This is a genomic window from Mesorhizobium sp. M0030, from assembly GCF_040323695.1.
Lineage (GTDB): Bacteria > Pseudomonadota > Alphaproteobacteria > Rhizobiales > Rhizobiaceae > Mesorhizobium.
In genome coordinates, this window is record NZ_JAMYVE010000001.1 from 211479 (window position 1) to 235433 (window position 23955).

General features: G+C 62.8%; 20 protein-coding genes and 1 tRNA gene. 13 read left to right on the forward strand and 8 right to left on the reverse strand.

From position 1 onward, the window contains the following. Positions 1–4: 4 nt before the first annotated feature. The gene (locus NKJ80_RS01010; protein ID WP_023696755.1) at positions 5–946 is read left to right on the forward strand and encodes a 2-hydroxyacid dehydrogenase; all 942 of its coding nucleotides are present in this window, start codon (positions 5–7) and stop codon (positions 944–946) included. Between the two features lie 12 nt (positions 947–958). Here the strand turns inward: NKJ80_RS01010 and NKJ80_RS01015 are convergent, their stop codons facing one another. Together NKJ80_RS01015 and NKJ80_RS01020 are read right to left on the reverse strand one after the other, a co-directional pair. Next, positions 959–1315 (reverse strand): hypothetical protein, encoded by a 357-nt coding sequence (locus NKJ80_RS01015; RefSeq protein WP_023725789.1) that lies wholly within the window; start codon positions 1313–1315, stop codon positions 959–961. 104 nt (positions 1316–1419) lie between these two features. Continuing rightward, positions 1420–2352, reverse strand: a complete 933-nt coding sequence (locus tag NKJ80_RS01020; protein WP_023699440.1) for a class I SAM-dependent DNA methyltransferase — start codon at positions 2350–2352, stop codon at positions 1420–1422. A 105-nt stretch (positions 2353–2457) separates the two neighbouring features. On the opposite strand from NKJ80_RS01020, the gene NKJ80_RS01025 reads away from it, so the two are divergent. The 3 genes from NKJ80_RS01025 (at position 2458) to NKJ80_RS01035 (ending at position 6152) form a co-directional block, all read left to right on the forward strand. After that, entirely contained in the window at positions 2458–3468 is a 1011-nt protein-coding gene (locus NKJ80_RS01025) for a ligase-associated DNA damage response exonuclease (protein WP_023731394.1), read from the forward strand. 223 nt (positions 3469–3691) lie between these two features. Continuing rightward, on the forward strand, positions 3692–5290 hold the full coding sequence (locus tag NKJ80_RS01030) for a cisplatin damage response ATP-dependent DNA ligase (protein ID WP_352496880.1): 1599 nt from the start codon (positions 3692–3694) through the stop codon (positions 5288–5290). A gap of 43 nt (positions 5291–5333) precedes the next feature. Beyond that, complete coding sequence (locus NKJ80_RS01035; RefSeq protein ID WP_023740782.1) at positions 5334–6152, forward strand: isocitrate lyase/PEP mutase family protein; 819 nt, start codon at positions 5334–5336, stop codon at positions 6150–6152. 52 nt (positions 6153–6204) lie between these two features. Here NKJ80_RS01035 and NKJ80_RS01040 read toward each other — a convergent pair whose 3' ends face one another. After that, positions 6205–7446, reverse strand: a complete 1242-nt coding sequence (locus NKJ80_RS01040) for a hypothetical protein (RefSeq protein WP_023736159.1) — start codon at positions 7444–7446, stop codon at positions 6205–6207. Positions 7447–7798: 352 nt separating this feature from the next. On the opposite strand from NKJ80_RS01040, the gene NKJ80_RS01045 reads away from it, so the two are divergent. The 6 genes from NKJ80_RS01045 to NKJ80_RS01070 all read left to right on the forward strand — a co-directional run bounded on the left by NKJ80_RS01045 (position 7799) and on the right by NKJ80_RS01070 (position 13683). Further along, positions 7799–7874 (forward strand) — tRNA-Thr (locus NKJ80_RS01045). Between the two features lie 491 nt (positions 7875–8365). Continuing rightward, the gene (locus NKJ80_RS01050) at positions 8366–8554 is read left to right on the forward strand and encodes a hypothetical protein (protein ID WP_023736160.1); all 189 of its coding nucleotides are present in this window, start codon (positions 8366–8368) and stop codon (positions 8552–8554) included. After that, complete coding sequence (locus NKJ80_RS01055) at positions 8554–9735, forward strand: acyltransferase family protein (RefSeq protein WP_023736161.1); 1182 nt, start codon at positions 8554–8556, stop codon at positions 9733–9735. The genes NKJ80_RS01050 and NKJ80_RS01055 overlap by 1 nt, the downstream gene beginning before the upstream one ends. Next, positions 9732–10844 (forward strand): glycosyltransferase family 2 protein, encoded by a 1113-nt coding sequence (locus tag NKJ80_RS01060; RefSeq protein ID WP_023682047.1) that lies wholly within the window; start codon positions 9732–9734, stop codon positions 10842–10844. The genes NKJ80_RS01055 and NKJ80_RS01060 overlap by 4 nt, the downstream gene beginning before the upstream one ends. Continuing rightward, the gene (locus tag NKJ80_RS01065) at positions 10841–11887 is read left to right on the forward strand and encodes a glycosyltransferase family 2 protein (protein WP_023682048.1); all 1047 of its coding nucleotides are present in this window, start codon (positions 10841–10843) and stop codon (positions 11885–11887) included. Before NKJ80_RS01060 ends, NKJ80_RS01065 begins: the two co-directional genes overlap by 4 nt. Further along, positions 11887–13683, forward strand: a complete 1797-nt coding sequence (locus NKJ80_RS01070) for an ABC transporter ATP-binding protein (protein WP_027049321.1) — start codon at positions 11887–11889, stop codon at positions 13681–13683. Before NKJ80_RS01065 ends, NKJ80_RS01070 begins: the two co-directional genes overlap by 1 nt. A 123-nt stretch (positions 13684–13806) precedes the next feature. Here NKJ80_RS01070 and NKJ80_RS01075 read toward each other — a convergent pair whose 3' ends face one another. Genes NKJ80_RS01075 through NKJ80_RS01095 form a run of 5 tightly spaced genes read right to left on the reverse strand, consistent with a single transcriptional unit; the run spans position 13807 to position 19046 of the window. Beyond that, the gene (locus NKJ80_RS01075) at positions 13807–14637 is read right to left on the reverse strand and encodes a dipeptide ABC transporter ATP-binding protein (RefSeq protein ID WP_023682050.1); all 831 of its coding nucleotides are present in this window, start codon (positions 14635–14637) and stop codon (positions 13807–13809) included. Continuing rightward, on the reverse strand, positions 14637–15482 hold the full coding sequence (locus NKJ80_RS01080) for an ABC transporter ATP-binding protein (RefSeq protein WP_023692618.1): 846 nt from the start codon (positions 15480–15482) through the stop codon (positions 14637–14639). The genes NKJ80_RS01075 and NKJ80_RS01080 overlap by 1 nt, the downstream gene beginning before the upstream one ends. Next, complete coding sequence (locus NKJ80_RS01085) at positions 15482–16366, reverse strand: ABC transporter permease subunit (protein WP_050485757.1); 885 nt, start codon at positions 16364–16366, stop codon at positions 15482–15484. Before NKJ80_RS01085 ends, NKJ80_RS01080 begins: the two co-directional genes overlap by 1 nt. Before the next feature lie 26 nt (positions 16367–16392). Further along, entirely contained in the window at positions 16393–17400 is a 1008-nt protein-coding gene (locus NKJ80_RS01090) for an ABC transporter permease subunit (protein WP_023692619.1), read from the reverse strand. 47 nt (positions 17401–17447) lie between these two features. Beyond that, on the reverse strand, positions 17448–19046 hold the full coding sequence (locus tag NKJ80_RS01095; protein WP_023669491.1) for an ABC transporter substrate-binding protein: 1599 nt from the start codon (positions 19044–19046) through the stop codon (positions 17448–17450). A 476-nt stretch (positions 19047–19522) separates the two neighbouring features. On the opposite strand from NKJ80_RS01095, the gene NKJ80_RS01100 reads away from it, so the two are divergent. From NKJ80_RS01100 to NKJ80_RS01110, 3 genes are all read left to right on the forward strand, one after another. Further along, positions 19523–21514, forward strand: coding sequence for a long-chain fatty acid--CoA ligase (locus NKJ80_RS01100; protein ID WP_352496881.1), 1992 nt, complete (start codon positions 19523–19525; stop codon positions 21512–21514). 80 nt (positions 21515–21594) lie between these two features. Further along, complete coding sequence (locus NKJ80_RS01105; RefSeq protein WP_502902178.1) at positions 21595–22278, forward strand: class I SAM-dependent methyltransferase; 684 nt, start codon at positions 21595–21597, stop codon at positions 22276–22278. A 132-nt stretch (positions 22279–22410) separates the two neighbouring features. Beyond that, the gene (locus tag NKJ80_RS01110; RefSeq protein WP_031239443.1) at positions 22411–23901 is read left to right on the forward strand and encodes a gamma-glutamylcyclotransferase family protein; all 1491 of its coding nucleotides are present in this window, start codon (positions 22411–22413) and stop codon (positions 23899–23901) included. Positions 23902–23955 lie beyond the last annotated feature (54 nt).

Here is a 23955-nt window from a genome sequence, read left to right on the forward strand (position 1 = left end):
GCAAATGGAAAAAGGCAAAATCCTGCTTGCCGTCACCGGCTTTCATCCGCAGCGCTGGCGCGAGCTGCTGTCGGCCGAGCGCGAAGTGGTGCTGGAGCCGGACGGCGCTTCGGATCCGTCGATCACCTATGCGGTGGTGTGGAAGCAGAAGCCGAACCTACTGAAATCGCTGCCCAATCTGCGCGCAATCTTCTCGATCGGCGCCGGCGTCGACCACATCTTCGCCGATCCCGGCCTGCCCGATGTGCCGATCGTCAAAGTGGTCGCCGAGAACCTGACGCAGTACATGACCGAATATGTCGTCTGGCGCGTGCTCGACCATCACCGCCAGGGCATGCTCTATCGTGCGCAGCAGCCGAAGAAGACCTGGCACGAACCGCCGCAGCGGCCGGCCGGTGACATCTCGGTCGGCATTATGGGGCTCGGCAATCTCGGCCGCGCGGCGGCATCGGTGCTGTTGTCGCTCGGCTTTGCCGTCAATGGCTGGTCGCGGAGCGACAAGGCCATGAAAGGCGTTGCGACCTATGCCGGAGAGGCCGGGCTGATCCCCTTCCTCAACGCCACCGACATACTGGTGGTGCTGTTGCCGCTGACGCCGGACACGCACGGCATCATCAATTACGGCGTGCTGAAGGAATTGCGCAAGCGAAACGGCCTCGGCGGCTCGGTGCTGATCAATGCCGGGCGCGGCCGGCTGCAGAAGGACGCCGACATCTTGCGAGCGCTGGACGACGGCACGCTGAAGGAGGCGAGCCTCGACGTGTTCGAGGTCGAGCCGCTGCCGAAGACCAGTCCGCTTTGGAGTCACCCGAAAGTGTTCGTGACGCCGCACGCGGCGGCGACCTCCGACCCTGTCCACCTGGCGCCGAGCATGTTGCGGCAGATGGATGCCTTCGAGCGCGGCGAAAAGCTTGATAACGTGGTCGACCGCAAGGCGGGGTACTGAGGAAGTTCAGGTTCAGCTCGGCAGGGTGAACTTCTTCTGTTTGTTGGGCTTGCCGCAGTCGCGGCGGACGATCGAGCGGTTCATGGCGTCGATCTTGCCACTTGCCAGATCAGTATCGCGCTTGCTTTTGGAGCGCATATCCGGCGTGAACGGGCCGAAGCCCATCGCCGGATTGGAGAAGCTCGGCTTGGCGTCCGTCGACAGATGGTATTGCTGCGCCAGTTCGTTGCGCTGCGCCAGCAACTGGTCGCAAGGCACGTTGTCATATTGCAGCGACGATTGTACGTCCTGGTCCTGCCGCTCCGACATCGAGCTGCTGCAGCCGGCCATCGCCAGGCAGGACGCCAAGACCATCATGTTCCAGCGCATGTGTTCCTCCTCAATGCCTGCCGAGGGCTTTTCTCGGCTTGTATCCTACCTGATGCCGCGCGAGCCGCAAAAATCCTATTCACGTTTTCGAACAAGACGAGACATCAACCCTTGGACGAGGGCACCGCCAGCGCGGCAAGCCCGCCGACCGGCTGGCGGCGATCCCAGCGGATGACGGTCGGCTGCATCGACAGCACCGACAGGCCGTTTGCCGCAAGCACCCGCTCGACATAGGCTTGAGAATGGGCGTAGCGACGAGACGGCTGCAGCGCAAAACCGGCGTCGCCGCCCGCCCCGCCCTTGGCTGGCGTTTCGACGGAAAAGGCAAACAGGCCATTGGTGGCCAGAATGCCGGCGACGGTCTTCACCACGCGATCGAGCGCGCCGACATAGATGAACACGTCGGCCGCCGCCACCAGATCGGCTTTCGGCCCGGCATAGGCAAAATGCTGCAGATCGGCCTTGGCGAGCAGGTCGTAGACGCCCTTGGCGCGGGCCTTTTTCAGCATGGCGGCGGAGATATCGTAGCCCTCCAGCCGTTCGGCGACCGGCCGCAGTTTCTCGCCCATCAGACCGGTGCCGCAACCGAGATCGAGCGCCAGCGAAAAGCGGCCCGGTCTTGCCGCGCGAATGGCGCGATCGAGAAACTCCGGCAGCCGGTAGCCGAGCTTGTCGACCAGCGAGTCCTCGAAAGTCTCGGCATAGTGGTCGAACAGCGTCTCGACGAAGGCGCTGGGTGGCGCTGCGGCAGCCGGCGCCTTGCCGATCAGCTGCAGCTTCAGCGCAGCACCCAGGCGATCCGCCGGGTCCAGTTTCAGCACAGCCGCCCAGGCCTGCGTCGCCAGGTCGAGCAGCCCCGTTGCCTCCTGCATCTCGCCCAGGCGGAACCAGCCCGCCGCCCATTGCGGCGCCAGTTCCAGCGCGCCGAGCAGCAGCTCCGCCGCTGCCGCGTGCTCGCCCGAGCCGAAAAGCATCTCGGCATAGTCGGCGCGACGGTCGGCGGTCAGGTCGCCGGACGAGATTTTCAGCGGTTGCATGGCGATGGCCCCGCCGGCTGATGCGGCCGGTGGCTGGCTGTAGGCCGAGTCAGCAGTCTCTTGCAACAGGCTTCCCGCGCTGGAATTAGCCACTATCTTCAGTGGATGCGCGCCAGCGACCTGCTCCATCCCCGGCCTGAAGGCCTTTATTGCCCATGCGGCGATTTCTTCATCGACCCGGTGCGGCCAGTCAACCGGGCGTTGATCACGCATGGCCATTCCGACCATGCCCGATCCGGCCATCGTTCGGTGCTGGCTACGCAGCAGACACTCGACATTATGGGGTTGCGTTATGGCGAGGATTTTGCCGGGACAACGCAAGCGGCCGTGCTTGGCGAAGCGATGGCGCTGAACGATGTCAGCGTCACCTTCCATCCGGCCGGCCATGTGCTGGGCTCGGCGCAGATCGCGGTCGAGCACAAGGGCAGGCGCATCGTCGCCTCCGGCGACTACAAGCGCCAGAAGGACGCGACCTGCGCACCGTTCGAACCGGTCCAATGCGACGTCTTCATCACCGAGGCGACCTTCGGCCTGCCGGTGTTTCACCATCCGCCCGACACGGAGGAGATCGCCCGGCTGCTCAAATCGGCGGCGCAGTTTCCCGAGCGATCGCATCTGGTCGGCGCCTATGCGCTGGGCAAGGCACAGCGGGTGATGCGGCTGCTGCGCGATGCCGGTTATGACAGGCCGATCTATATCCACGGCGCGCTGGCCAAGCTCAGCGAATATTACCAGAGCCAGGGCATCGACCTCGGCACGCTGGAGCCGGCAACCGTCGACAGCGGCGGCAAGCAGGATTTCACCGGGGCCATCGTTGTCGGCCCTCCATCGGCCTTCGCCGACCGCTGGGCGCGGCGCTTTCCCGACCCGATCTCATGCTTCGCCTCGGGCTGGATGCGCATCCGCCAGCGCGCCAAGCAAGGCGGCGTCGAACTGCCGCTGATCATTTCCGACCATGCCGACTGGGATGAACTGACCGCTACCGTCAAGGAGACGGGCGCCGGCGAAATCTGGGTGACGCACGGCCGCGAGGAAGCGCTGGTGCGCTGGTGCGAGCTGGAAGGCATCGCCGCCAGGCCACTGCACCTGGTGGGCTATGAGGACGAGGGCGATTGATGGTGATCACCAGCGCCGCGACCCGTTGCGCCCCCCTCTGTCCTGCCGGACATCTCCCCGTCAAGGGGGCATATTGGCAGCTCCAATGCCGGCTCATCTCCGCCAATATCGGAGATTGGCCAAGGCCGGCGCGACATCCGATCTCCCTCCTTGAGGGGGAGATGGCCGGCAGGCCAGAGGGGGGTGCCTCGCGCCGGTTTTCACCATTGGCGTGGGGCGACGCATGAACCGTTTCGCCGAACTCCTCGACCGCCTGGTGCTGACGCCGTCGCGCAATGGCAAGCTGACGCTGCTCGTCGATTATTTCCGCAGCGTCGAGGACCCCGACCGCGGGCTGGCGCTGGCGGCTATCACCGGCGACCTCAACATTGCGGCGGTCAAGCCGGCGATGCTGCGCACGCTGGTCACCGAGCGCATGGATCCGGTGCTGTTCGGCTATTCCTACGACTATGTCGGCGACCTTGCCGAAACCGTGTCGCTGGTCTGGCCGCAGACGCCGGGACATATCCCCAACCGGGAGCCGACGCTTGGCGATGTCGTGGCGAAGCTGCAGGCGGCGAGCCGCTCGGACGGACCCAAGGTGCTGGCCGGGCTGCTCGACAGCGCCGGCATTTCGGCGCGCTTTGCCATCATCAAGCTCGTCACCGGCGGCTTGCGCATCGGCGTTTCGGCGCGGCTGGCCAAACAGGCGCTGGCCGATTTCGGCAAGGTCGATGTCGCCGAGATCGAGGAGCTGTGGCACGGGCTGACACCGCCCTATATCTCGCTGTTTGCGTGGCTGGAAGGCAAGGCCGAGAAGCCGAAGCGGACCGCACTTGCCCTGTTCAGCCCGGTGATGCTGTCGAACCCGGTCGGTGACGGCGACCTCGAAAAGCTCGATCCGGCCGACTATGCCGCGGAATGGAAATGGGACGGCATCCGCGTTCAGGCGGTGTGCGAGGGCGGCGTGCGCCGGCTCTATTCGCGCACCGGCGACGATGTGTCCGGCGCATTTCCCGATCTCGCCCAGGCAATGGATTTTTCCGCCGCGCTCGACGGCGAATTGCTGGTCGGCGAGCCCGCGGCGACCGGCACGTTTTCGGACCTGCAACAGCGGCTCAATCGCAAGAGCGTGGCCCCGAAGATACAGCAGCAATACCCGGCGTTCATGCGCTGCTACGATGCGCTGCAGATCAACGGCGAAGATTTGCGCGCGCTACCTTTCCGCGAGCGGCGGGCCCGTCTTGAGGCCTTCATCACAACGCTGGACCCGCACCGTTTCGATCTGTCGCCATTCGTCGAATTCCCGGATTGGCAAACGCTGGAGGAACTGCGCCGCGCGCCGCCGCACCCGATCATCGAAGGCGTGATGCTGAAGCGCTGGGATTCGCCCTATCTCGCGGGACGGCCGAAAGGCCCGTGGTTCAAGTGGAAGCGCGATCCGCACACGGTCGATGCTGTGCTGATGTATGCGCAGCGCGGCCATGGCAAGCGGTCCAGCTTCTACTCCGATTATACGTTCGGCGTCTGGTCGGGGCCGGAAGGCGCGGAGGAACTGGTGCCGGTCGGCAAGGCCTATTTCGGCTTCACCGACGAGGAGCTGAAGCAGATCGACAAATTTGTCCGCGACAACACCGTCGAGCGTTTCGGCCCGGTGCGCTCGGTGCGCGCCGACCGCAGCCAAGGCCTGGTGCTGGAGGTGGCTTTCGAAGGTCTCAACCGTTCGACCCGCCACAAATCCGGCGTTGCGATGCGATTTCCCCGCATCTCACGGCTGCGCTGGGACAAGCCGACCGCCGAAGCCGACCGCATCGAGACGCTGCAGGCGCTGCTTGATCGCTAGACTTAATTCCGAACCGGGAGTACCAACCCAGGCAGGAGCGTAGATGATTTCCCGATCCGACAAGGTTGAACGATTTCGTGCTCTTCACAAATCCGGCTGCTTCGTGATCCCCAATCCGTGGGACATAGCCGGCGCGCGGATGATGACGGGTCTCGGCTTCAAGGCGCTGGCGACGACATCGTCGGGCTACGCATTCTCGAAAGGCAGGAAAGACGGAGCGCTGGACGTCAGCCGCGCCGAGAGCCTGGCCTATGCCGCCGATATCGCCGCCTCGACCGATGTTCCCGTTACCGCCGATCTCGAGGACGGGTACGAAGACACGCCCGAGGGTGTTCCCGAGACCGTTCGGCTGGCGGCCGAGGCTGGACTGGCGGGGCTGTCCATCGAGGATCGGCAGCCGAATTCCGATCTGCCGATACGCGATTTTGACGACGCGGTGGCGCGGATAGCCGCCGCCGCAGAGGCCGCGCGAAAATACAACATCGTGCTGACTGCCCGCGCCGACGGCCTCGGCAAAGGCGCTTATGATCTCGAAGAGGCCATTCGCCGCCTCAGGACATTCGAGGCTGTCGGCGTTGAGGTTCTCTATGCGCCGGGTGTGCCGGACCTGGCGTCCCTCGAAAAGCTTTGCCGCTCAGTCAAAACTCCCGTCAATCATGTGATCGGCCAGGGTGTCTCCGGGTTGACCCTCGACCAGATTGCGCAAGCCGGTGTGCGGCGGATCAGCGTCGGTGGATCGCTCGCCCGCGCTGCCGGCGGAGCGCTGCTGACCATCTGCCGGGAGATTGCGGCAGGCGACTTCGGCGCGCTGGACTCCGCCCCGGCCTGGGGCGTCCTGCACAGCCCCAAAGCGATGATTTAGCTGGCAGGAGCCGCGCCCGCAAATCCAGGCTGTGACCACCGGGCACCGGGACCTACGGTTCGATCGAGACGCGGATCTCGTAGATGTCGACCGCCTTGCCCTGCTTGTCGAAGTCGGAGTTGATGGCGATGCTCCCGGCGGCGCCCGGGGGCTTGTCGGGGAATTTCACGTCGAACAGATATTCGTTACGCTGCTGGCCGACCGCATAGCGCTTGCGGCCGCAATCGCCGAGATCGCCGAAATTGCAGTCGACGGAGATCTGCGTGTCCTTGCCGTCCTCGGCGCGGGCGACGATGTCGAACACGGCATGTTTGCCGGCAAGCTTCTCCAGCACGCCCTGCCCGACATCGAAGCTGATGGCCGAGCCGGAAGCACCGGAGCGGATGCGCAGGAAGGAGCCGGTGTCGTCCTGCACGACATCGGCCTTGGCGTCGGACGGGGTCGCCACATGCGTTGGATCGGTGGGTGTAAACACGTTGATCCAGTCGCGCGTCTGTTCGGCGACACCAGGCTGCTGCGGCGCGCCAGGCTGCTGCGGCTCAGTTGTACCGGCAGGCGGCGTGAAGTCGTCATCGTCGACGGTCGGCGGCGCTTCGGGCGGCGCCGTGTCGAGCTGCGCCGGCGTCTTGAACACCCCGGTCTGCACGGCGAAATAGAGGCCGATGCCGGCGGCGGCGAGCAACGTCACGCCAAAGAAGATCGCCGTCAGCGGCAGGCGGCGGCCCCTTATCCGCCTTTCATCGCGATCAGGCGCCACTTCCGCCGCGGCCTCGGCCGGCGCGGAATCGGCCATATCGATCGCCGGGGCGCCGGGCAGCGTGGCGTCAGGCATGATGTCGGGGACGACCGGCAGCACGCGCGAACGCGGCGCGTCGGATGCCTCGGGCTGAACCGGTTCATCAACGACGATCGCCGGCGACGGTCCGGCCGCGACACCTGTCGGGGCATCGACCGCGGGCGCTTCGGCGGCGCCCTGTACGGCGTCTTGCGGCTGCGCAACGCGTTGCGGCAGCGCGGTATCTTGTGTCTGCGCAGCGCTCTGCGTCGGCGCGGCGCTCTGCGTGGGCGCGGCGACATCGGGGACCGCGGGCAGGAATTCGGATTCGATCTCGGCGATCTTTTCCTGGACCGCCTTGCGGCGCTTGATGGCGGCTTCCACCGTCACGCCGGGATTGGCCTGGAGCACGCGGTCGAGCGCCGCGAAAGCCGACCGATAGACCCTCTCGCGAAATGCCCGGTCCTCGGCGTTGCCTTTCTCGAAGGCGTTGCGGATCGCTTTTTCGATCGCGTCCAAGCGAATTTCCCCTGTCCGTTCGCTTACATTGCCATGATCGTTAGCCGCAGGAGACCAATCAATCAACGGGCGAGCGCCCGCATTCTGCCTTACAGGCCTGTTCAAGGCCCATTTCGATGCGTTTTGGCAATAAAATCAGTCGGTTTTGCCGCCTTGCCGGGCAGTTTGTGCGCAGTCCACCGCGACGTCTCCGCGTAGCCGAAAAAGCAAATGAGGCGGTGGCTCATTGCGCGCCAATGGAAAATGCCGGGACGAATTGCCGGATGCCGGCTCGAAATCGCGGTTGCCCATCTTGAATTAGCGGCCGGTTGAGTCTATCACCCAGCCGATCCTGGAACCTCGCGCTTCCCGGGCCGCTTTAGCTCAGTTGGTAGAGCACATCATTCGTAATGATGGGGTCAGGTGTTCGAGTCACCTAAGCGGCACCAGTTCTCCATCCGACGCAAGCGTGACGGCAGGTGCAAGGCTAATGCACGTCACTCCCTACGCCAACACCGGCACTTCCTGTCTGCCTCGTCGACATGCGCCATATGGCCGCCGCCACAGGATTGCGTCGTCAGACGCTTGACCATCGACTATGCTGCATCGCGCAAGATCGACAACCTAGAGAACCCGACACTACAAGCATAATTTATAAGATACAAAACCACTACCTTAGAATAATCTTCGTCAATTTTGACCTATATCAGACACTCCGGATTATAGTTGTGTAATTAAACCGTGTCTTTTCTGACATGGTACCACTTCTCGTACAGCATTGCGGACGTGAAAAACCCTCAGCGACGCAACGCACTCGCAAATCATACCCATTTTTAGCACTAACTCACACAAATATTACAGCTCGATAGATATTTTGTGTTGCACTGCACCATTACCCGGTTGCACCATTTCTTGGGGGATTTGGTACTGGAAGTGCGCCGTGGAGGATTCCGCCAAGTTGATCAGCTTGAATTTTTCGCTGGCCAGCACCGATTTCGAGGCTGCCCCGCGCAAAAGGCGCGGGTTTGTTGTTTTCGGCGCACTCTCGACGCTGGCAGGCCTCGACCTGAGGCCCGGAATGCAGGGCCGCTGGCTTCATCGGAGATTTCAGACCGGCGGAAATGGCTGATGGCGGTCGCGCGTGACAATCAGTTGGACGCTCTGCGCGCCATCGCTGTCACGATGGTTCTCTATTCCCATTTCCTTGCACCCAACGGCTCCTCCTTTTGGGGCCACATCGGGGTGCGGCTTTTTTTTGTGCTGAGCGGCTTCCTGATCACACGACTGCTGCTCGAAGCGCGCGCCGCGGCCGAATTCAAAGCCGGCCCTGCATTGAGTTCCTTCTACATCAGGCGCGCGCTGCGCATATTCCCGCCCTATTTCGCCGTGCTTGGGTTCGTCTGGCTGACCGATCTGGAGCAGTCCAGTGGCTCGCTCGTCTGGCATGCGCTTTACCTGTCGAATTTTTGGTACGCGCTGCGCAACGAATGGACGCCCTGGCTACTCTGCCATTTCTGGAGCCTGAGCATCGAGGAGCAGTTCTATATCGCCTGGCCGCTGGTCGTGCTTCTCGCACCCCGCCGGCGGGTGGAAGCGATCACTATCGGCGTCATCCTGTTGTCGCTGGCCTATCGCTTCTACTGGCCGATCACCGCCACCCCGGCGCTAGCGCGCGACCTGCTGCCGCCAGCATCGATGGACGCGCTGGCGTTTGGTGCTTTGCTTGCCTGCCGGCGGACCAGAGGCGCCGGCCTGCCGCAATGGATGCGGCTAGGCTGGCCAGCCCTTGCGGCTGTCTTCCTGGCGATTGAGTGGCTTATCCCTGCGCCGGCCGATCCTATGCTGGAATGGGCCCGCTGGGCGTTGCTGCAGATCCTGCCCCTAGTGCCGCTGGTGGCCGTTGTGGCCGTCTGTTCAGCCGGCCTTGGCGGCGTCCTCGGCAGGGTTTTCGAACTGCCACCGCTGCTGTCACTGGGCCGCATCAGCTACGGCGTCTATCTTTACCATCCGATCCTTCTGTCGCTCGCCGTCAAGTCACAGCCCTGGATCCCGCTCAATGTCTCGGAGCAGGGGCCAGGGCGTTTCCTGGTCGCGAGCGCCGCCACGATCGCCGTCGCTTCGATCTCGTGGACGGCTTTCGAAAAGCCGCTCAACGGCCTCAAGCGCCGCTTCCCCTATGTAGCGCGCCGCCGCTCCCAGGCACGCTCTGGCGATGCCGGCTGGCTCGGCAGGGCGGCGGACGCCTATCCCGGCGGATCCCCCGATGGCCGCGCCGCACTCGAACTCCGGCGAACGGATGCACAGAGATGACCACCGCGCCGCTCGTCTCCGTCCTGCTGCCGGTCTACAATGCCGGGCCTTATCTCACCGCTGCGCTGGAGAGCATTCTGCGGCAAGACTACGATCGCCTGGAGGTCATCGCTATCGATGACGGATCGACTGACAACTCGCTCGAGATTCTCGAACGATACCGCCGGGCAGACAATCGCGTTTCTGTCATCTCGCGTGAGAACCGCGGCCTCGTCGCCACCCTCAATGAAGGGCTACGACTGGCCCAGGGCGAGCTTGTTGCGCGAATGGATGCGGACGATGTCGCCTATCCCCGGCGCCTCTCGCGCCAGGTCGCACTGTTCGAGCGGCGGCCCGATCTCGGCTTCTGCGGCGCCTGCGTCGATACCTTGCTTCACGGCCGTATCGCCAAAGGCAGGCTAGACCCGGTGTTCCGGCTCGGCCGGCTCGACATATTGTCGATGTTCTTTACGATATTCTTACATCCGACGGTGATCTATAACAGGAAGGTTATTGGGAACAACGATCTCTATTACGATCCAAAGTATAGGCATGCCGAGGATTTCGATCTCTTCAGACGGCTTGCCGGCCGTTTCCCGGCGACCATATTGCCCGATAGCCTGCTCGTCTATCGCATCCATGCGGGAAGCGTGACCATGCGGCATGCCAAGGAAATGCGCAGGACGCATTTGCGGATCGTGGCCGAAAATCTCGAGCGTGAGGGGCTTGCGGAAACCACAGCGGATCTGCGCGACATCGGCGAGGCCGTCTCTTTCGACACGGTTTCGCGCGCAGCCGATTTCATCCGTGCGCTCGAAGAGCGGATTTCCGAGCTGCCGACCGACACACGGCCAAGCTTCGAGGCAGGCGCGCTGAACCTGTTCTATTTCCTCTACCAACTCGTCGGCGACGAAGGAGAACCGCCGCTGACCCACGAATTGCTCACGCGGACGGCGAGATGGAATTTCATCCGGCGCCGCGAACAATATGCGCTGCGTCCCGGCGTCTGGGCGCCTTGGCTCAGCCTGCTCTCGATAAGGGCCGGAAAGCGGGCGGACGCGGTGGCCTACTTCTTCAAAACCACGCCGGCCGAAGCGGTGCTTGCGCGTTATCAGCGGGGACTGGTATGACCGACAGGCCCCACCCGCTCCTGCGCGATCACCAGTTTGCGAGTGCGCCTGTCCCGACATCTCCCCGATCGGAGCGGCCGTCGCTCGAGGTCAGTTTCATCGTCTGCACGCGCGACCGCGCCGCTGTGCTGGAGGCTTGCATAGCCTCGATCCAGGCGGCATGCCGGGTGCACGCCACCTTCGCGGCAGAGTTGGTGGTGGTCGATAATGGTTCACGGGACGGCACGTCAAAGCGGCTGGCCGCTATCGCCGAAACTTCCGACATCCCAGTCACAGCCGTCTCGGAGACTCGCCCCGGACTAGCCGCTGCCCGCAATGCCGGATTGGCGCGAGCGCGAGGCCGCGTGCTGGTCTTCGTCGACGACGACTGCAAGCTCGACCGCGACTATCTCCGCGACCTGGAGCGGCACTACCGGAGTGGCGAGAAGTGGCTGATCCGCGGCGGCCGGGTCGAGCTCGGTGATGCCCGGGACCTGCCCTTCACCATAAAGCTCTGCGAGGCAAGCGAGCGGCTGACCCCGGCGGTCCACCCCGGCGGCTTCGTGCTCGGCTGCAACATGACCATGCACCGCGACGTCGCGGCCCGCATCGGGTCGTTCGACGAACGCTTCGGCGCTGGCGGCCCGCTACGCTCGGCTGAAGATACTGATTATCTCGTGCGGGCGATGCTGCTCGGCATGCCGGTCGAGTATGTGCCCGACATGACGGTCTTGCATCATCACGGCCGGCGAGACCGCAAATCGATCGACAGGCTGCACCGCGACTATAGCCTCGGTAATGGTGCGCTGTGCCTGAAACATGTCCGCCACGCCCCTTGGCTGCTTCGCCATGTCTATTGGTCCGCGCGGGCCGCGTTCAGGGAACTGGCGGGCCGTCCTCGCTTTGACCGCGACCTCGATCTGTCGCACTGGCCTATTGTCGTTATGAATCTGGCAGGTGCCGCCAGATTTGCGCTGCTCGTCATGATGGGATGGCCAAAACGGCTGCCGCTGCGCCACGACCGAGAAGCCAGCGAAGCCAATGCGGAGGCCAGAGCGCGATAATGTCACTGATTCCGTCAGCCCTGCCAATGCTGCGCCGCGCGCTTGGTGGCAGGCTGTTGCGGCTCGTTCCCGTCGTGGTGGGGCTCGGGCTTGCGGGCGCCGCGCTGGAAGGCCTCGGCATCGGTCTCATCATTCCGCTGCTTGGCATCATTATGGGACGTGGCGAAACATCAGGCATGGCCGGTTTCTCCGCCCTCCTCCAGCAGGTTGGAGCGGACCTCGGCGAGCGCCAGCGGCTGATCGCCATTTCGGCCGCGATCCTCGGTTCGATCGTACTGAAAAATGTCTTTGCCTTCGCCAACACGCTGCTGACCAGCTACATCTACGGCAAGGCAGGTTATTCGATCCGTAGCGCACTGTCGGAGCAGTTGCTCAGGGTCGGCTACCCCTTTTTCCTGCAGCAAAGCCCCGGGCGGCTGCTCAACATCATCTCCAACGAATCGTGGCGAGCATCCGACGCTATCCAGGCCCTGCTCGGCGCGATCGTCAGTGCCTCGGCCGCCGTCATCCTGCTCGCCTTCCTCCTGCTCCTCTCTTGGCAGATGACGCTGCTGGTGACGCTAGGGCTGGCGCTCGTCCAGCTGGCGCACGGGGTTTTGTCGTCCAATCTGAAGGCGCCGAGCCGCAGCGTCGTCTCGCGCAACAGCGCACTGGCGTCGCAGATGCTGCATCTGGTGCATGCCGGGCGCCTAATTCGCATCTTCGGGCAGGAGAACCGCGAAAAGGCGGTCTTCGCCAAAGCGTCCGACGGGGTGCGGCGGGCGGCTTTCGTGCTTTCAATCCGCCAGGGCGTCTTGCCGCCACTGACCGAGGTGTTGCACGCGATGCTGTTCCTGGCGGTGGTGATCGGAGCCTGGCTGGCGAATGTAAGCTTCCCGCTGACCGTCGCCTTCCTCATCCTGCTCTACCGACTGCAGCCGCATATGCGCGCCTTGCAGATGTCCTGGAGTCAGTTGCAAGGCATGAGCGGCTCGCTGGAGGAGGTACAATGGCTGCTCGATCCTTCCGACAAGCCCGAGGCGCCGCAGGGCAGCCTGCCGTTCGACGGCTTGCGCCAAGGGATCAGCTTCGATGATGTGAGCTTCGCCTATTCCGGTCCCCTGTCAGGCCCCGACGCGCGCGAGGCGGTGCTGCATAAGGCGGTGTTCGATATCCGCAGCGGCCGCTCGACGGCGCTGATCGGCCGCTCGGGCGCCGGCAAGACGACGATCGTCAATCTCCTGTGCCGCTTCGTCAAACCCGACAGCGGCAGGATCCTCGTCGATGGGGCACCGCTCGATGAAGTCGACCCAAGCCAGTGGCGGCGGAACATTGCCCTGGCCAGTCAGGAGCTGGAACTGGTCGATGGCACCATTTTTGAAAACATTATCTACGGCTACGACACGGCCTCGGCCAGCGACGCCATGCGCGCCGCAAGGCTGGCCGAGGCACATCAATTCATCGAGCACCTGCCGCAGGGTTACGCGACGCTGGTCGGATACCGGGGCATCAACCTGTCAGCCGGACAAAGGCAAAGGATCGCCCTGGCGCGGGCGCTGGTGCGCGATCCCGATATTCTCATCCTCGACGAAGCCACCAGTGCGGTGGATGGGTTGTCAGAAGCCGCTATTGTCGAGACGCTGAAGTCGCGGGCCGGCCGCCGCACCACCATTGTCATCAGTCATCATTACAGCACCATATCGTTCTGCGACGACGTGGTGATCTTGAGCCGCGGTCGGGTGAAAAAACAGGCCCCCTTCGCAACCCTGGCAATGCTCAGCATGGACGAGCTTTACCAGCACGGAGCGGGTGAGTGATGGGGCGCACCCCAACCTGCGACGCGGCTTACGCCCGGCAGCTCGCAGATCGCGATCAATCCTGCCGGCAAACCACCGCCGCGACGCATTTCCGATTGTTCAAAAACAATTCTCGGTGAGAGGTCAGGCGGCCTTCTTCTTCGCCAGCCGCGCCTTGATCGAGGCGACGTCGGCGCGCGGCGTCGCGGCGAACAGCGTCCTGGTGTAGTTGTGCTTGGGGTCGGCGAAGACCTCCTCGCGCGAGCCGTATTCGACGGCTTCGCCGAAATACATCACCATCACATCGTCGGCGATGTAGCGCACGACCGACAGATCGTGGCTGATGAAGACATAGGTCAGCTGGAATTCGTCCTGCAGGTCGGCGAGCAGGTTGAGCACCTGCGCCTGCACCGAAAGATCGAGCGCGGAGACCGGTTCGTCAAGCACCAGCAGGCTCGGGTTCAGCATCAGCGCGCGGGCAATGGCGATGCGCTGGCGCTGGCCGCCCGAGAACATGTGAGGATAGCGATTGTAGTGCTCGGTTCCGAGGCCGACTTTCTTCAGCATCCTCATGGCGAGGTCGCGCCGCTCTTCGGCCGGCTTGTCGGTGTTGATGAGCAGCGGCTCGCCCAGCACATCTCCGATCTTTTGGCGCGGATTGAGCGATCCGTAAGGGTTCTGGAAGACGATCTGCACCTTGCGGCGCATCTCCCTGGTCAGGCCGTTCCTTGCGATGTCGACCTTGTTGCCGTCGATGAACAGTTCGCCCGACGTTGCCGGATCGATCAGCGTGATGATGCGCGCCAGCGTTGACTTGCCGCAGCCCGATTCACCGACGATGGCCAGCGTCTTGCCCTTGTCGACGCTGAACGAGACGCCCTTGACCGCATGCACGGTGCGCGCGCCGCGAAACAGGCCGCCGCCGACGTGATAGTCGCGCACGATGTCCTTGCCTTCGACGACCTTGATGCTCATCAGACGCCCCCGGCAGCCGGTTCGAACAGCATGTCCGAGACGGTCGGTAGCCGGTCGCCGACGGCATTTTCCGGCAGCGCCGACAAAAGCGCGCGGGTGTAATTGCTCTTCGGCGATTCAAACAGCGACAGCACGTCGGCCTCTTCCATCTTGCGGCCCTTGTACTGGACGATGACGCGGTCGGCGGTCTCGGCGACGACGCCCATATTGTGGGTGATCATGATCAGGCCCATGCCGTATTTGACCTGCAGCGAGACCAGCAGGTCGAGGATCTGCTTCTGGATGGTAACGTCGAGCGCGGTGGTCGGCTCGTCGGCGATCAGAAGCTTGGGATTGCAGGCGATGGCGATGGCGATCATCACCCGCTGGCACTGGCCGCCCGACATCTGGTGCGGGAACGAGTTCAGCCGTTCGGCCGGCTCGGCAATGCCGACCTGCGTCAGCAATTCGATGGCGCGCTCGCGACGCTGGGCCTTGTCCATGCCCATATGGAAGCGCAGCACTTCCTCGATCTGGAAGCCGACGGTGAAGCACGGATTGAGACTGGCCATCGGCTCCTGGAAGATCATCGACATGTCCTTGCCGACGATCTTGCGACGGTCGGCCGGGCTCATCTTCAGAAGATCGCGACCGTTGAAGCTCATCTGGTCGGCAGTGACCGTCGCCGTCCACGGCAACAGCCCCATCACAGCCAGCATCGACACCGACTTGCCGGAGCCGGATTCGCCGACGATGGCCAGCACTTCACGTTCGTTCACATGGAGCGAGACGCCATCGACCGCGCGGAACGGGCCGGATGCGGTCTGGAACTCGACGACGAGATTGCGGATGTCGAGCAGCGCCATTACGACCTCCTCAGCTTCGGATCGAGCGCATCGCGCAGACCGTCGCCGATCAGGTTGATGGCAAGCACGGTGATGAGGATGGCCAGACCGGGGAAGGTCACCACCCACCAGGCGCGCAGGATGAATTCACGCGCCGAGGCGAGCATGGTTCCCCATTCCGGTGTCGGCGGCTGGGCGCCAAGGCCGAGAAAGCCGAGAGCGGCCGCCTCCAGGATGGCGTTGGAGAAGGACAGCGTGCCCTGCACGATCAGCGGCGCCAGGCAGTTGGGCAGGATGGTGCGCAGCATAAGCCTTATATGGCCGGCGCCGGCGACCTTGGCGGCGACCACATATTCGCGGCTCTTTTCGGCCATGACGGCAGCGCGCACCAGACGGGCAAAGTGGGGTTGCAGGACAAGCGCGATGGCCAGCATGGCGTTGAACAGGCCGGGGCCGAGGATGGTGACCAGAACCAGCGCCAAGAGCAGCGACGGGAAGGACAGGATCAGATCCATGACCCGCATGATCGCCACGTCGACCCAGCCCCGGAAATAGCCAGCCAAAAGGCCGAGCGTGATGCCGCCGACAAGCGCCAGCGTGACCACGACGGCGCCGATGAGCAGCGAGAAACGCGCGCCATAGAGCAGGCGCGAGAGCATGTCGCGGCCGACCGCGTCGGTGCCAAGCAGATATTCCATGCTGCCGCCTGCCTGCCAGGCCGGCGGACGCAAGAAAGCGGTCTTGTCCTGGATGTCGGGCGCATAGGGCGCGAGCAGCGGTGCAAAGAGCGCGGCCAGCACCAAAAGGATGAAGACGAACAGGCCGATGACGGCGCCGCGGTTTACCGAGAAATAGTGCCAGAAAGTCCTGAAGCCGGTCAGTCGGTCAGGGTTGCCGGCGGCCATCGGGGCGATTTCGGTCGACTGGCTCATCACGCCGCCCTGATGCGCGGGTTGATGACGGCATAAAGCACGTCGACGATCAGGTTCACGGCCATGACGATAAGGGCGATCAGCAGCAAGCCTGACTGCACGACGACATAGTCGCGCTTGGATATGGATTCGACCATCCACTTGCCGATGCCCGGCCAGGCGAAGATGGTTTCTGTGAGAATGGCGCCGGCGAGCAGGGTACTGACCTGCAGGCCGATGGTGGTGACCACCGGGATCAGCGCATTGCGCAGCGCATGCACGCCGATGACGCGGGACGACGACAGGCCCTTGGCGCGGGCGGTCCGCACATAGTCTTCGCCCAGCACTTCGAGCATGGCCGAGCGCGTCTGGCGCGCGATCACCGCCAGCGGGATGGTGCCGAGCACAATTGTCGGCAGCACCAGGTGGCTCAATGCCGAGCGGAAAGCATCCCATTTGCCGTAGAGCAGGCTGTCGAGGGTCAGGAAGCCGGTGATCGGCTTGATAAAGAACTGAAGGCCGATGCGTCCTGAAACCGGGGTCCAGCCGAGATAGCCGGAGAAAAAGATGATCAGCAGCAGACCCCACCAGAAAATCGGCATGGAATAGCCGACAAGGGCGGTGCCCATCAGCCCCTGGTCGAACCAGGAGCCGCGTTTGACCGCAGCAATGATGCCGGCCGGGATGGCCAGCACCATGGCGAAGATCATGGCGAAGACTGAGAGCTCGACGGTTGCCGGGAAGAGCGTCATGAAATCTTCGATGACCGGCCGCTTGGACGAAATCGACACGCCGAAATTGCCGGTCGCGGCATCGCGGACATAATGCGCGTATTGCTGCCAGATCGGCAAATTGTAGCCGAACTGTTCCTTCAGTTCCGCGTAACGCTCGGGCGACACGCCATGCTCGCCGGCCATGGCAAGAATGGGATCGCCGGGCAGCAGCCTGACGAAAGCGAAGGCGCAGATGGTGATGCCGATCAGCGTCGGCAGCACCAAGACGATTTTGTTTAGGAGATATCGGAGCATCTTGAAAAGCGGGCGGCGCCTGATTGCGCGCCGCCCGCCTAACAGTTCTATTCGGCCTTGTCGACGCCGTCGAAGCGATGAATGCCGAGCGGGTCCATCATGAAGCCGCTGACATTCTTGCGCACGACTGCGTAGACCTGGCTGTGTGCCATGAGGAAGGCCGGAGCCTGCTTCTGGAAGACAACCTGCGCCTCTTCATAGAGCTTGGTGCGTTCGGCCTGGTCGCTGGTCTTCTTGGCCTTCTGGATCAGATCCTCGAAGTCCTTGTCGCACCAGCTGGAGTAGTTCGACACGCCGATGGCCGAGCAGGCGAACAGCGTGGCGAAGAAATTGTCCGGATCGCCATTGTCACCGGTCCAGCCGATCTGGAAGGCGCCCGGACGCTCCTTCTTCTTGCCTTCTTCGCGGTACTTCGTCCACTCGTAGCTGACGATCTCCGCCTTGACGCCGACCTTGGCCCAGTCAGCCTGGATCAGTTCGGCGGCGCGCTGGAAGTTCGGGTTGTAGGGACGGACGCGGTCGGAGGCCCAAAGCTGGATCTCCTTCAATCCGGCATCGGCCAGCACCTTCTTGGCGGCTTCCGGATCATAGGCGTCGGACTTCACGTCCTTGTTCCACGACCACATGGTCGGCGGGATCAGGTTTACGGCCGGCGTGGCGCCGGCGTCCTGGAACAGCGACTTGATGAGCGATTCCCGATCGATCGCCTGGTTGAGCGCATGGCGCACTTCAGGCTTGTCGAGCGGCGGGATGGTGGTGTTATAGCTCATATAGCCGATGTTGAGGCCAGCCTGATCCATCAGGGTCACGTCGGCGTTGGCCTTGATCGTGCCGATGTCGGCAGGATTCGGATAGGGCGCGATATCGCATTCGCCGGCGAGCACCTTCTGGATGCGGGCGGTGGCGTCAGGCGTGATCGCGAAGACGAGATCGTCGATCTTTTCCTTGCCCTTGAAGTAGTCCGGGTTGGCCGCATAGCGGATGACCGAATCCAGCTGGTAGTCGACGAACTGGAACGGACCTGTACCGACCGGCTTGGTCGAGAAGTCGGCCATCTTGCCGTCTTTTTCCAGCTGGTCGGCATATTCCTTCGACACGATCGAGGCGAAGTCCATGCCGAGATTGGCCAGCATCGGCGCGTTCGGCTCGGTCAGCGTCAGCTTCACGGTCAGGTCATCGACCTTTTCCCACTTGGCGACGTATTTCGGCATGTCCATGCCGGTGTAGTAGTCCCAGGTCAGGTTCGGCAGGTACTTCTCGCCGTTCCAGGGGTTTTCCTTGTTGAACTGGCGATCGAACGAAAAGACGACGTCGTCGGCATTGAAATCACGCGTCGGCTTGAAGAAATCCGTCGTCTGGAACTTCACGCCCGGATGCAGGTGGAAAGTATAGACCAGGCCGTCGTCCGAAATCTCCCATTTGTCGGCGAGACCGGGCACAACTTCGGTGCCGCCATGCTTGAACTCGACCAGGCGCGAATAGACGGTGCGCGACGAGGCGTCGAAGTCGTTGCCGCCCGTCGTGGTACCCGGGTCGAAGTTGGCCGGCGAGGCCTCCGAGCAATAGACCAGCGTCTTGGCATTGGCCACACCGCCGAGGACGCTTGCAGCCAGCAACGCGGCTGCAAAAGTCAGTTTCTTTTTCATTGAGCACTCCCTGATGTTCTTCCAAGCCCCTCTATAGGCTCGCGAAGCGCGCATATAAGCACCGTTTTTCCGGCTTTGGAACACCCTGTTTGCCTACCCCACCGTAAGCAGAAAATATTTCTCGGTCTTTGACGAACTGCAGAAACAAATAGCAAAATCTGCTAATCACGGGATTGTTAACGACCGCATTTTTTCATTGATCGCAGCAATCGTAAGCCAAAAATCCACAAGCCTGGGTTTCGCCACCGAGATGACCGGACGGCATTGCCTGAGCTGGCATCGCGGGAAGGATTTCGACGGCAAATCTTTGCCGTCCTGCCGCTGGGGCAAGACTTGCACGGCCGCCGATAGTCGCAATAGATAGATGACACGCTGGATTTTCCGGGAATCCGCGACATCGCTGCAGCGGAGGACGCCTCACCACATCGAGGCGGCGCAGCAGGAGCAGGCAACAGAACGACCGAGGGAGGCTAGAGGTGGCGAAAGCAACAAAGACAACGGCCCCGGCGAAAGCAAAAGCGGCGAAAGCTTCAAAACCGGCCGCCGCTGCCGCCAAGTCGAAAGCGCCACCGGCCAAAGCCACTCCCGCCGTCAAGCCAACGGCAACCTCGACGCCGGCGAAGGCAAGCGCCAAGCCGGCAGCGAAACCTGCGGTCAAGCGCGCGGCGAAGACAGCACCCGCTGCAAAGCCCGCCCAGCCGCCAGCCGCCAAGACAGCCGCGGCGAAGCCCGCCTCGAAGCCATCGCCGGGCGCGGCCAAAAAACTGCCTAATACGCTGACGGCGCTTGCCGCGGGCTTGCCGGAAAAGCCATGGCTAAAAAGCTATTCGAAAGTAGTGCCGGCGGAGATCGGCGCCCTGCCCTACAGTTCGATCGGCGACTTCCTCGTCGGCGCCTGTAAGCAGTTTTCCGGCCAGCCGGCATACGTCTGCATGGGCAAGTCGATCTCCTATGCCGAACTCGAGCGGCAATCGGCCGCCTTCGGCGCTTATCTGCAATCGAAGGGCCTGCAGAAAGGCGCACGCGTGGCGCTGATGATGCCGAATGTGCTGCAATATCCGGTGGCGATGATGGCCGTGCTTCGCGCCGGCTATGTCGTGGTGAACATCAATCCGCTCTACACGCCGCGCGAGCTCGAACATCAGCTCAAGGATTCCGGCGCGCAGGCGATCGTCATTCTGGAGAATTTCGCCAGCACCCTGGACGCGGTGATTGCCAGGACGGCGGTCAAGCATGTGGTGGTCGCGGCGATGGGCGACATGCTCGGCGCCCTCAAGGGCACGATCGTCAACCTCGTCGTGCGCCGGGTGAAGAAGATGGTGCCGGCCTGGTCGCTGCCCGGCCATGTCAAATTCAATGCGGCGGTGAAAGCCGGCGCCGGCATCGCCTTCAAACCGGCCAAGATGGAGGCCGGCGACGTTGCCTTCCTGCAATATACCGGCGGAACCACGGGGATTTCCAAAGGTGCTGTGCTGCTGCACTCCAATGTGCTGTCCAATGTCGCGCAGAACACGCTGTGGCTGCAGGACGCCTATGCGATCAAGCCGAAACCGGCGCATCTCAACTTCATCTGCGCACTGCCGCTCTACCATATCTTCGCGCTGACGGTGAACGCGCTGATGGGCATGCAGCAGGGCGCCCAGAACGTGCTCGTTCCCAACCCGCGCGACATTCCCGGCTTCGTCAAGGAGCTGCAGAAATACCCGATGCACATTTTCCCCGGCCTCAACACGCTGTTCAACGCGCTGCTCAACAACGAGGATTTCCGCAAGCTCGACTTCAAGCCGCTGATCATGACGCTGGGTGGCGGCATGGCGGTGCAGAGGGGGGTTGCCGAGCGCTGGAAGGCGCTGACCGGCAATTCGATCACCGAGGGCTACGGGCTGTCTGAGACCTCGCCCGTGGCCACCGCCAACAAGTTCAGCGACGGCAATTTCACCGGTACGATCGGCCTGCCGCTGCCGTCGACCGAGATCGTCATCCGCGACGATGACGGCAACAACCTGCCGCTGGGCGAAGTCGGCGAGATCTGCATCCGCGGGCCGCAAGTCATGGCCGGTTACTGGAACCGGCCGGACGAGACCGCCAAGGTGATGACCAAGGACGGGTTTTTCAAATCCGGCGACATGGGCTTCATGGACGAGCGCGGCTACACCAAGATCGTCGACCGCAAGAAGGACATGATCCTGGTCTCCGGCTTCAACGTCTATCCCAACGAACTCGAGGAAGTCGTCGCCCAGCATCCGGGCGTGCTCGAAGTAGCGGCGATCGGCGTGCCGGACGAGCATTCGGGCGAGGTGCCGAAGCTGTTCGTGGTCAAGAAGGACCCGGCGCTGACCGTCGAGGCGCTGACCGCCTATTGCCGCGAGAACCTGACCGGCTACAAGCGGCCGAAATACATCGAGTTCAGGACCGAACTGCCGAAGACTCCGGTGGGCAAGATTTTGCGCCGGGCGCTGCGGGAATAGATTTGAACGACGAGCCTAGTCGCGGCGAAAGTGTAGACGACAATCCGCGTCCCGACGCGGCGACGTTCATCAAGGCGAACATGCGCCTTGCGCCTGTTCCAGCACTTCCTGAAATCCAACTCTACACGGCTCATCCCGGCAGCGGCCTGAGGCGGCTTGTCGACCCGCACCAAGGCGCGGACGACGATGCGGTTGAGCCAGTCGACGACGCGCCTCAGCCACCGCCGCCCTACTGGGCCTATCCATGGGCCGGCGGGGCGGTGCTTGCGCGCTATATACTCGACCATCCGCAAAGCGTAGCCGGCCGACGCGTGCTCGATCTCGGCGCCGGCTCCGGCCTCGTCGGCATCGCCGCCGCCAAGGCCGGCGCCAGCGCGGTGATCGCGGCCGAGATCGATCGCAACGGCGTCGCCGCGATCGGCATCAATGCCGCGGCCAACGGCGTCGAGATCACCATTGTCGACAAGGACATCACCACAGGCCCGCCGCCGGCCGTCGACCTCGTGCTTGCCGGCGACGTGTTCTACGGCCGCGAGGTTGCGATACGGGTTATTCCGTTCCTCGACCGCTGCCTGGCAGCCGGCATCGAAGTGCTGGTCGGCGACCCCCGCCGCGCCGATCTGCCGCTGTCGCGGCTACGATTGGTTGCGGAATATCAAGTGCCGGACTTCGGTGACGCGAAGGGCGCTGCGGGCAGGCTGAGCGGTGTGTTTTCGTTTGAGGTGGAAGATTGCTGCGCTGAGATCAAAAGCCGATCACTCTGAATGACCCGGTTCGGCCCATTGCGGACATCCCGCGTTACGTGCCGGATTTTGAAAGCTCAGCGACATCGGATTATGTTGAGGTTCACAGCCCTTTGCAGCGGGGTGCAACGAGTCCACCGCAGGGAGCCAATCATGTTGAAAGCTACCGAAGAGGAGATCGAGGAAGTACGGGAATACTTTGAATGGCAGGCGCCCGACCTCGAAGTGGCCTTTATGCAGAAGGTCTACTCGGAGGCCGTCCTCAACACCCGCCACGATGTGTGGGACGTCCACACCAACAAGGATCGCTGGTGGGTCATCACGGGCGGCACAAACCTCTACTCTCAGGAGCAATTCCCAAATATGGATCTTGCCCTTACCTTCCATATTGGCCTGATGCTCCGGATCCCGCGTACGGAAAAACAACAGGAAGATGATCTACGCATCCTCCCGTTCGGCCCGGTCTTCGAAAAGATGGAAGAAGCAGGAACCGCCGTGACACAGGCGCATGGCCTCTCGGACTATCAGGCCGTCGGTGTTCGCTGCCGCGAGGCGCTGCTCGAGCTCATCGGCGTCGCGCAGGACGCTGCAATATGGACAGACACGCCACCACAGCGTGCGAACTTCCGCGCGTGGACCGAGATCATTTGCAACGATCTTCTGCCGGGTGACACCAACAAGGAGCGTCGCGGGACCGTCAAGAGCGCGCTTGAGTCCGCATGGACGTTTTCCAACTGGCTGACGCATTCAAAGTCGGCCACCTGGATTGATGCCGAGATGGCGCACTCATTGATCCAACACGCCGTCGGCTTGGCGACATCGTTGATCATTCGCGAGTTGCGCGGTGTGCCTTGGGAATGCCCGAACTGCGGCTCACCGCATCTTGAACCCGGACATGGCGAGAATACTGAGGCGCCCGGTGTACTCTGGGAACGACCGCAGTGCGTCGACTGCGGATGGGCCGGCAGGCCGGTTCCAATTCTCGATCTCGGCGACGGACAGCCCATCATCACACGCGAAGGCGAAAAAACCGACGGGTGCAGCATCATGACAGTACCGCTACGCACGATCCTAAAGCCGGGAAGTCCCTTGATCGAGCCGCTGAAGAACACGGAGACCGGTCCTCCGGAGCACGTTGTGTATTTTGCCTACGGGTCCAATATGTCGACCGCCCGGCTGCGCGATCGCATGCCGAGCTGCAATCCAATCGGCATTGCCACCTTGCCGGGTCATACGCTTCGATTTCATAAGCGTAGCGTTGACGAGTCCGGGAAGTGCAACGCATTTGCCACGGGCGACGAGAATAGCGTGATTGGAGTCCTGTTCAGCTTCGATCCTACCGAGCGCGCTAAGCTAGATAAGGCCGAAGGCGTCGGCAGCGGCTACGAGCACGCGACGGTCACGGTCATCAATGACAAAGGTCGCAGGCGAAAAGTTCTTACCTATCTCTCCACTCCCGACTACATCGACGATAGCCTCAAACCCTATAGCTGGTACAAGGATTTTGTCCTTGCAGGTGGCAGGGAACACGGCCTGCCGCCGGAGTATATTGCCGAATACATCCAGTCGGTTGAAGCGATCGAAGATATCAACAAGACACGGAACAGGAAGCAGCGGGCTACGCTGGGAGGTCTTGGGCGGTGAGAGGGCATCGGTGCGAGTTGCACCCCTGACTGCTGACCCGATGTCCGCTATACC

What these genes read in the sequence shown, in the direction of transcription:
- NKJ80_RS01095 (WP_023669491.1), bottom strand. Translation starts at nt 19,046, where the DNA reads ATGAAAAAGAAACTGACTTTTGCAGCCGCGTTGCTGGCTGCAAGCGTC.
- NKJ80_RS01020 (WP_023699440.1), bottom strand. Translation starts at nt 2,352, where the DNA reads ATGCAACCGCTGAAAATCTCGTCCGGCGACCTGACCGCCGACCGTCGC.
- NKJ80_RS01055 (WP_023736161.1), top strand. Translation starts at nt 8,554, where the DNA reads ATGGCGGTCGCGCGTGACAATCAGTTGGACGCTCTGCGCGCCATCGCT.
- NKJ80_RS01030 (WP_352496880.1), top strand. Translation starts at nt 3,692, where the DNA reads ATGAACCGTTTCGCCGAACTCCTCGACCGCCTGGTGCTGACGCCGTCG.
- NKJ80_RS01015 (WP_023725789.1), bottom strand. Translation starts at nt 1,315, where the DNA reads ATGCGCTGGAACATGATGGTCTTGGCGTCCTGCCTGGCGATGGCCGGC.
- NKJ80_RS01065 (WP_023682048.1), top strand. Translation starts at nt 10,841, where the DNA reads ATGACCGACAGGCCCCACCCGCTCCTGCGCGATCACCAGTTTGCGAGT.
- NKJ80_RS01105 (WP_502902178.1), top strand. Translation starts at nt 21,595, where the DNA reads ATGCGCCTTGCGCCTGTTCCAGCACTTCCTGAAATCCAACTCTACACG.
- NKJ80_RS01025 (WP_023731394.1), top strand. Translation starts at nt 2,458, where the DNA reads ATGCGCGCCAGCGACCTGCTCCATCCCCGGCCTGAAGGCCTTTATTGC.
- NKJ80_RS01060 (WP_023682047.1), top strand. Translation starts at nt 9,732, where the DNA reads ATGACCACCGCGCCGCTCGTCTCCGTCCTGCTGCCGGTCTACAATGCC.
- NKJ80_RS01090 (WP_023692619.1), bottom strand. Translation starts at nt 17,400, where the DNA reads ATGCTCCGATATCTCCTAAACAAAATCGTCTTGGTGCTGCCGACGCTG.
- NKJ80_RS01085 (WP_050485757.1), bottom strand. Translation starts at nt 16,366, where the DNA reads ATGGCCGCCGGCAACCCTGACCGACTGACCGGCTTCAGGACTTTCTGG.
- NKJ80_RS01070 (WP_027049321.1), top strand. Translation starts at nt 11,887, where the DNA reads ATGTCACTGATTCCGTCAGCCCTGCCAATGCTGCGCCGCGCGCTTGGT.
- NKJ80_RS01035 (WP_023740782.1), top strand. Translation starts at nt 5,334, where the DNA reads ATGATTTCCCGATCCGACAAGGTTGAACGATTTCGTGCTCTTCACAAA.
- NKJ80_RS01080 (WP_023692618.1), bottom strand. Translation starts at nt 15,482, where the DNA reads ATGGCGCTGCTCGACATCCGCAATCTCGTCGTCGAGTTCCAGACCGCA.
- NKJ80_RS01075 (WP_023682050.1), bottom strand. Translation starts at nt 14,637, where the DNA reads ATGAGCATCAAGGTCGTCGAAGGCAAGGACATCGTGCGCGACTATCAC.
- NKJ80_RS01010 (WP_023696755.1), top strand. Translation starts at nt 5, where the DNA reads ATGGAAAAAGGCAAAATCCTGCTTGCCGTCACCGGCTTTCATCCGCAG.
- NKJ80_RS01110 (WP_031239443.1), top strand. Translation starts at nt 22,411, where the DNA reads ATGTTGAAAGCTACCGAAGAGGAGATCGAGGAAGTACGGGAATACTTT.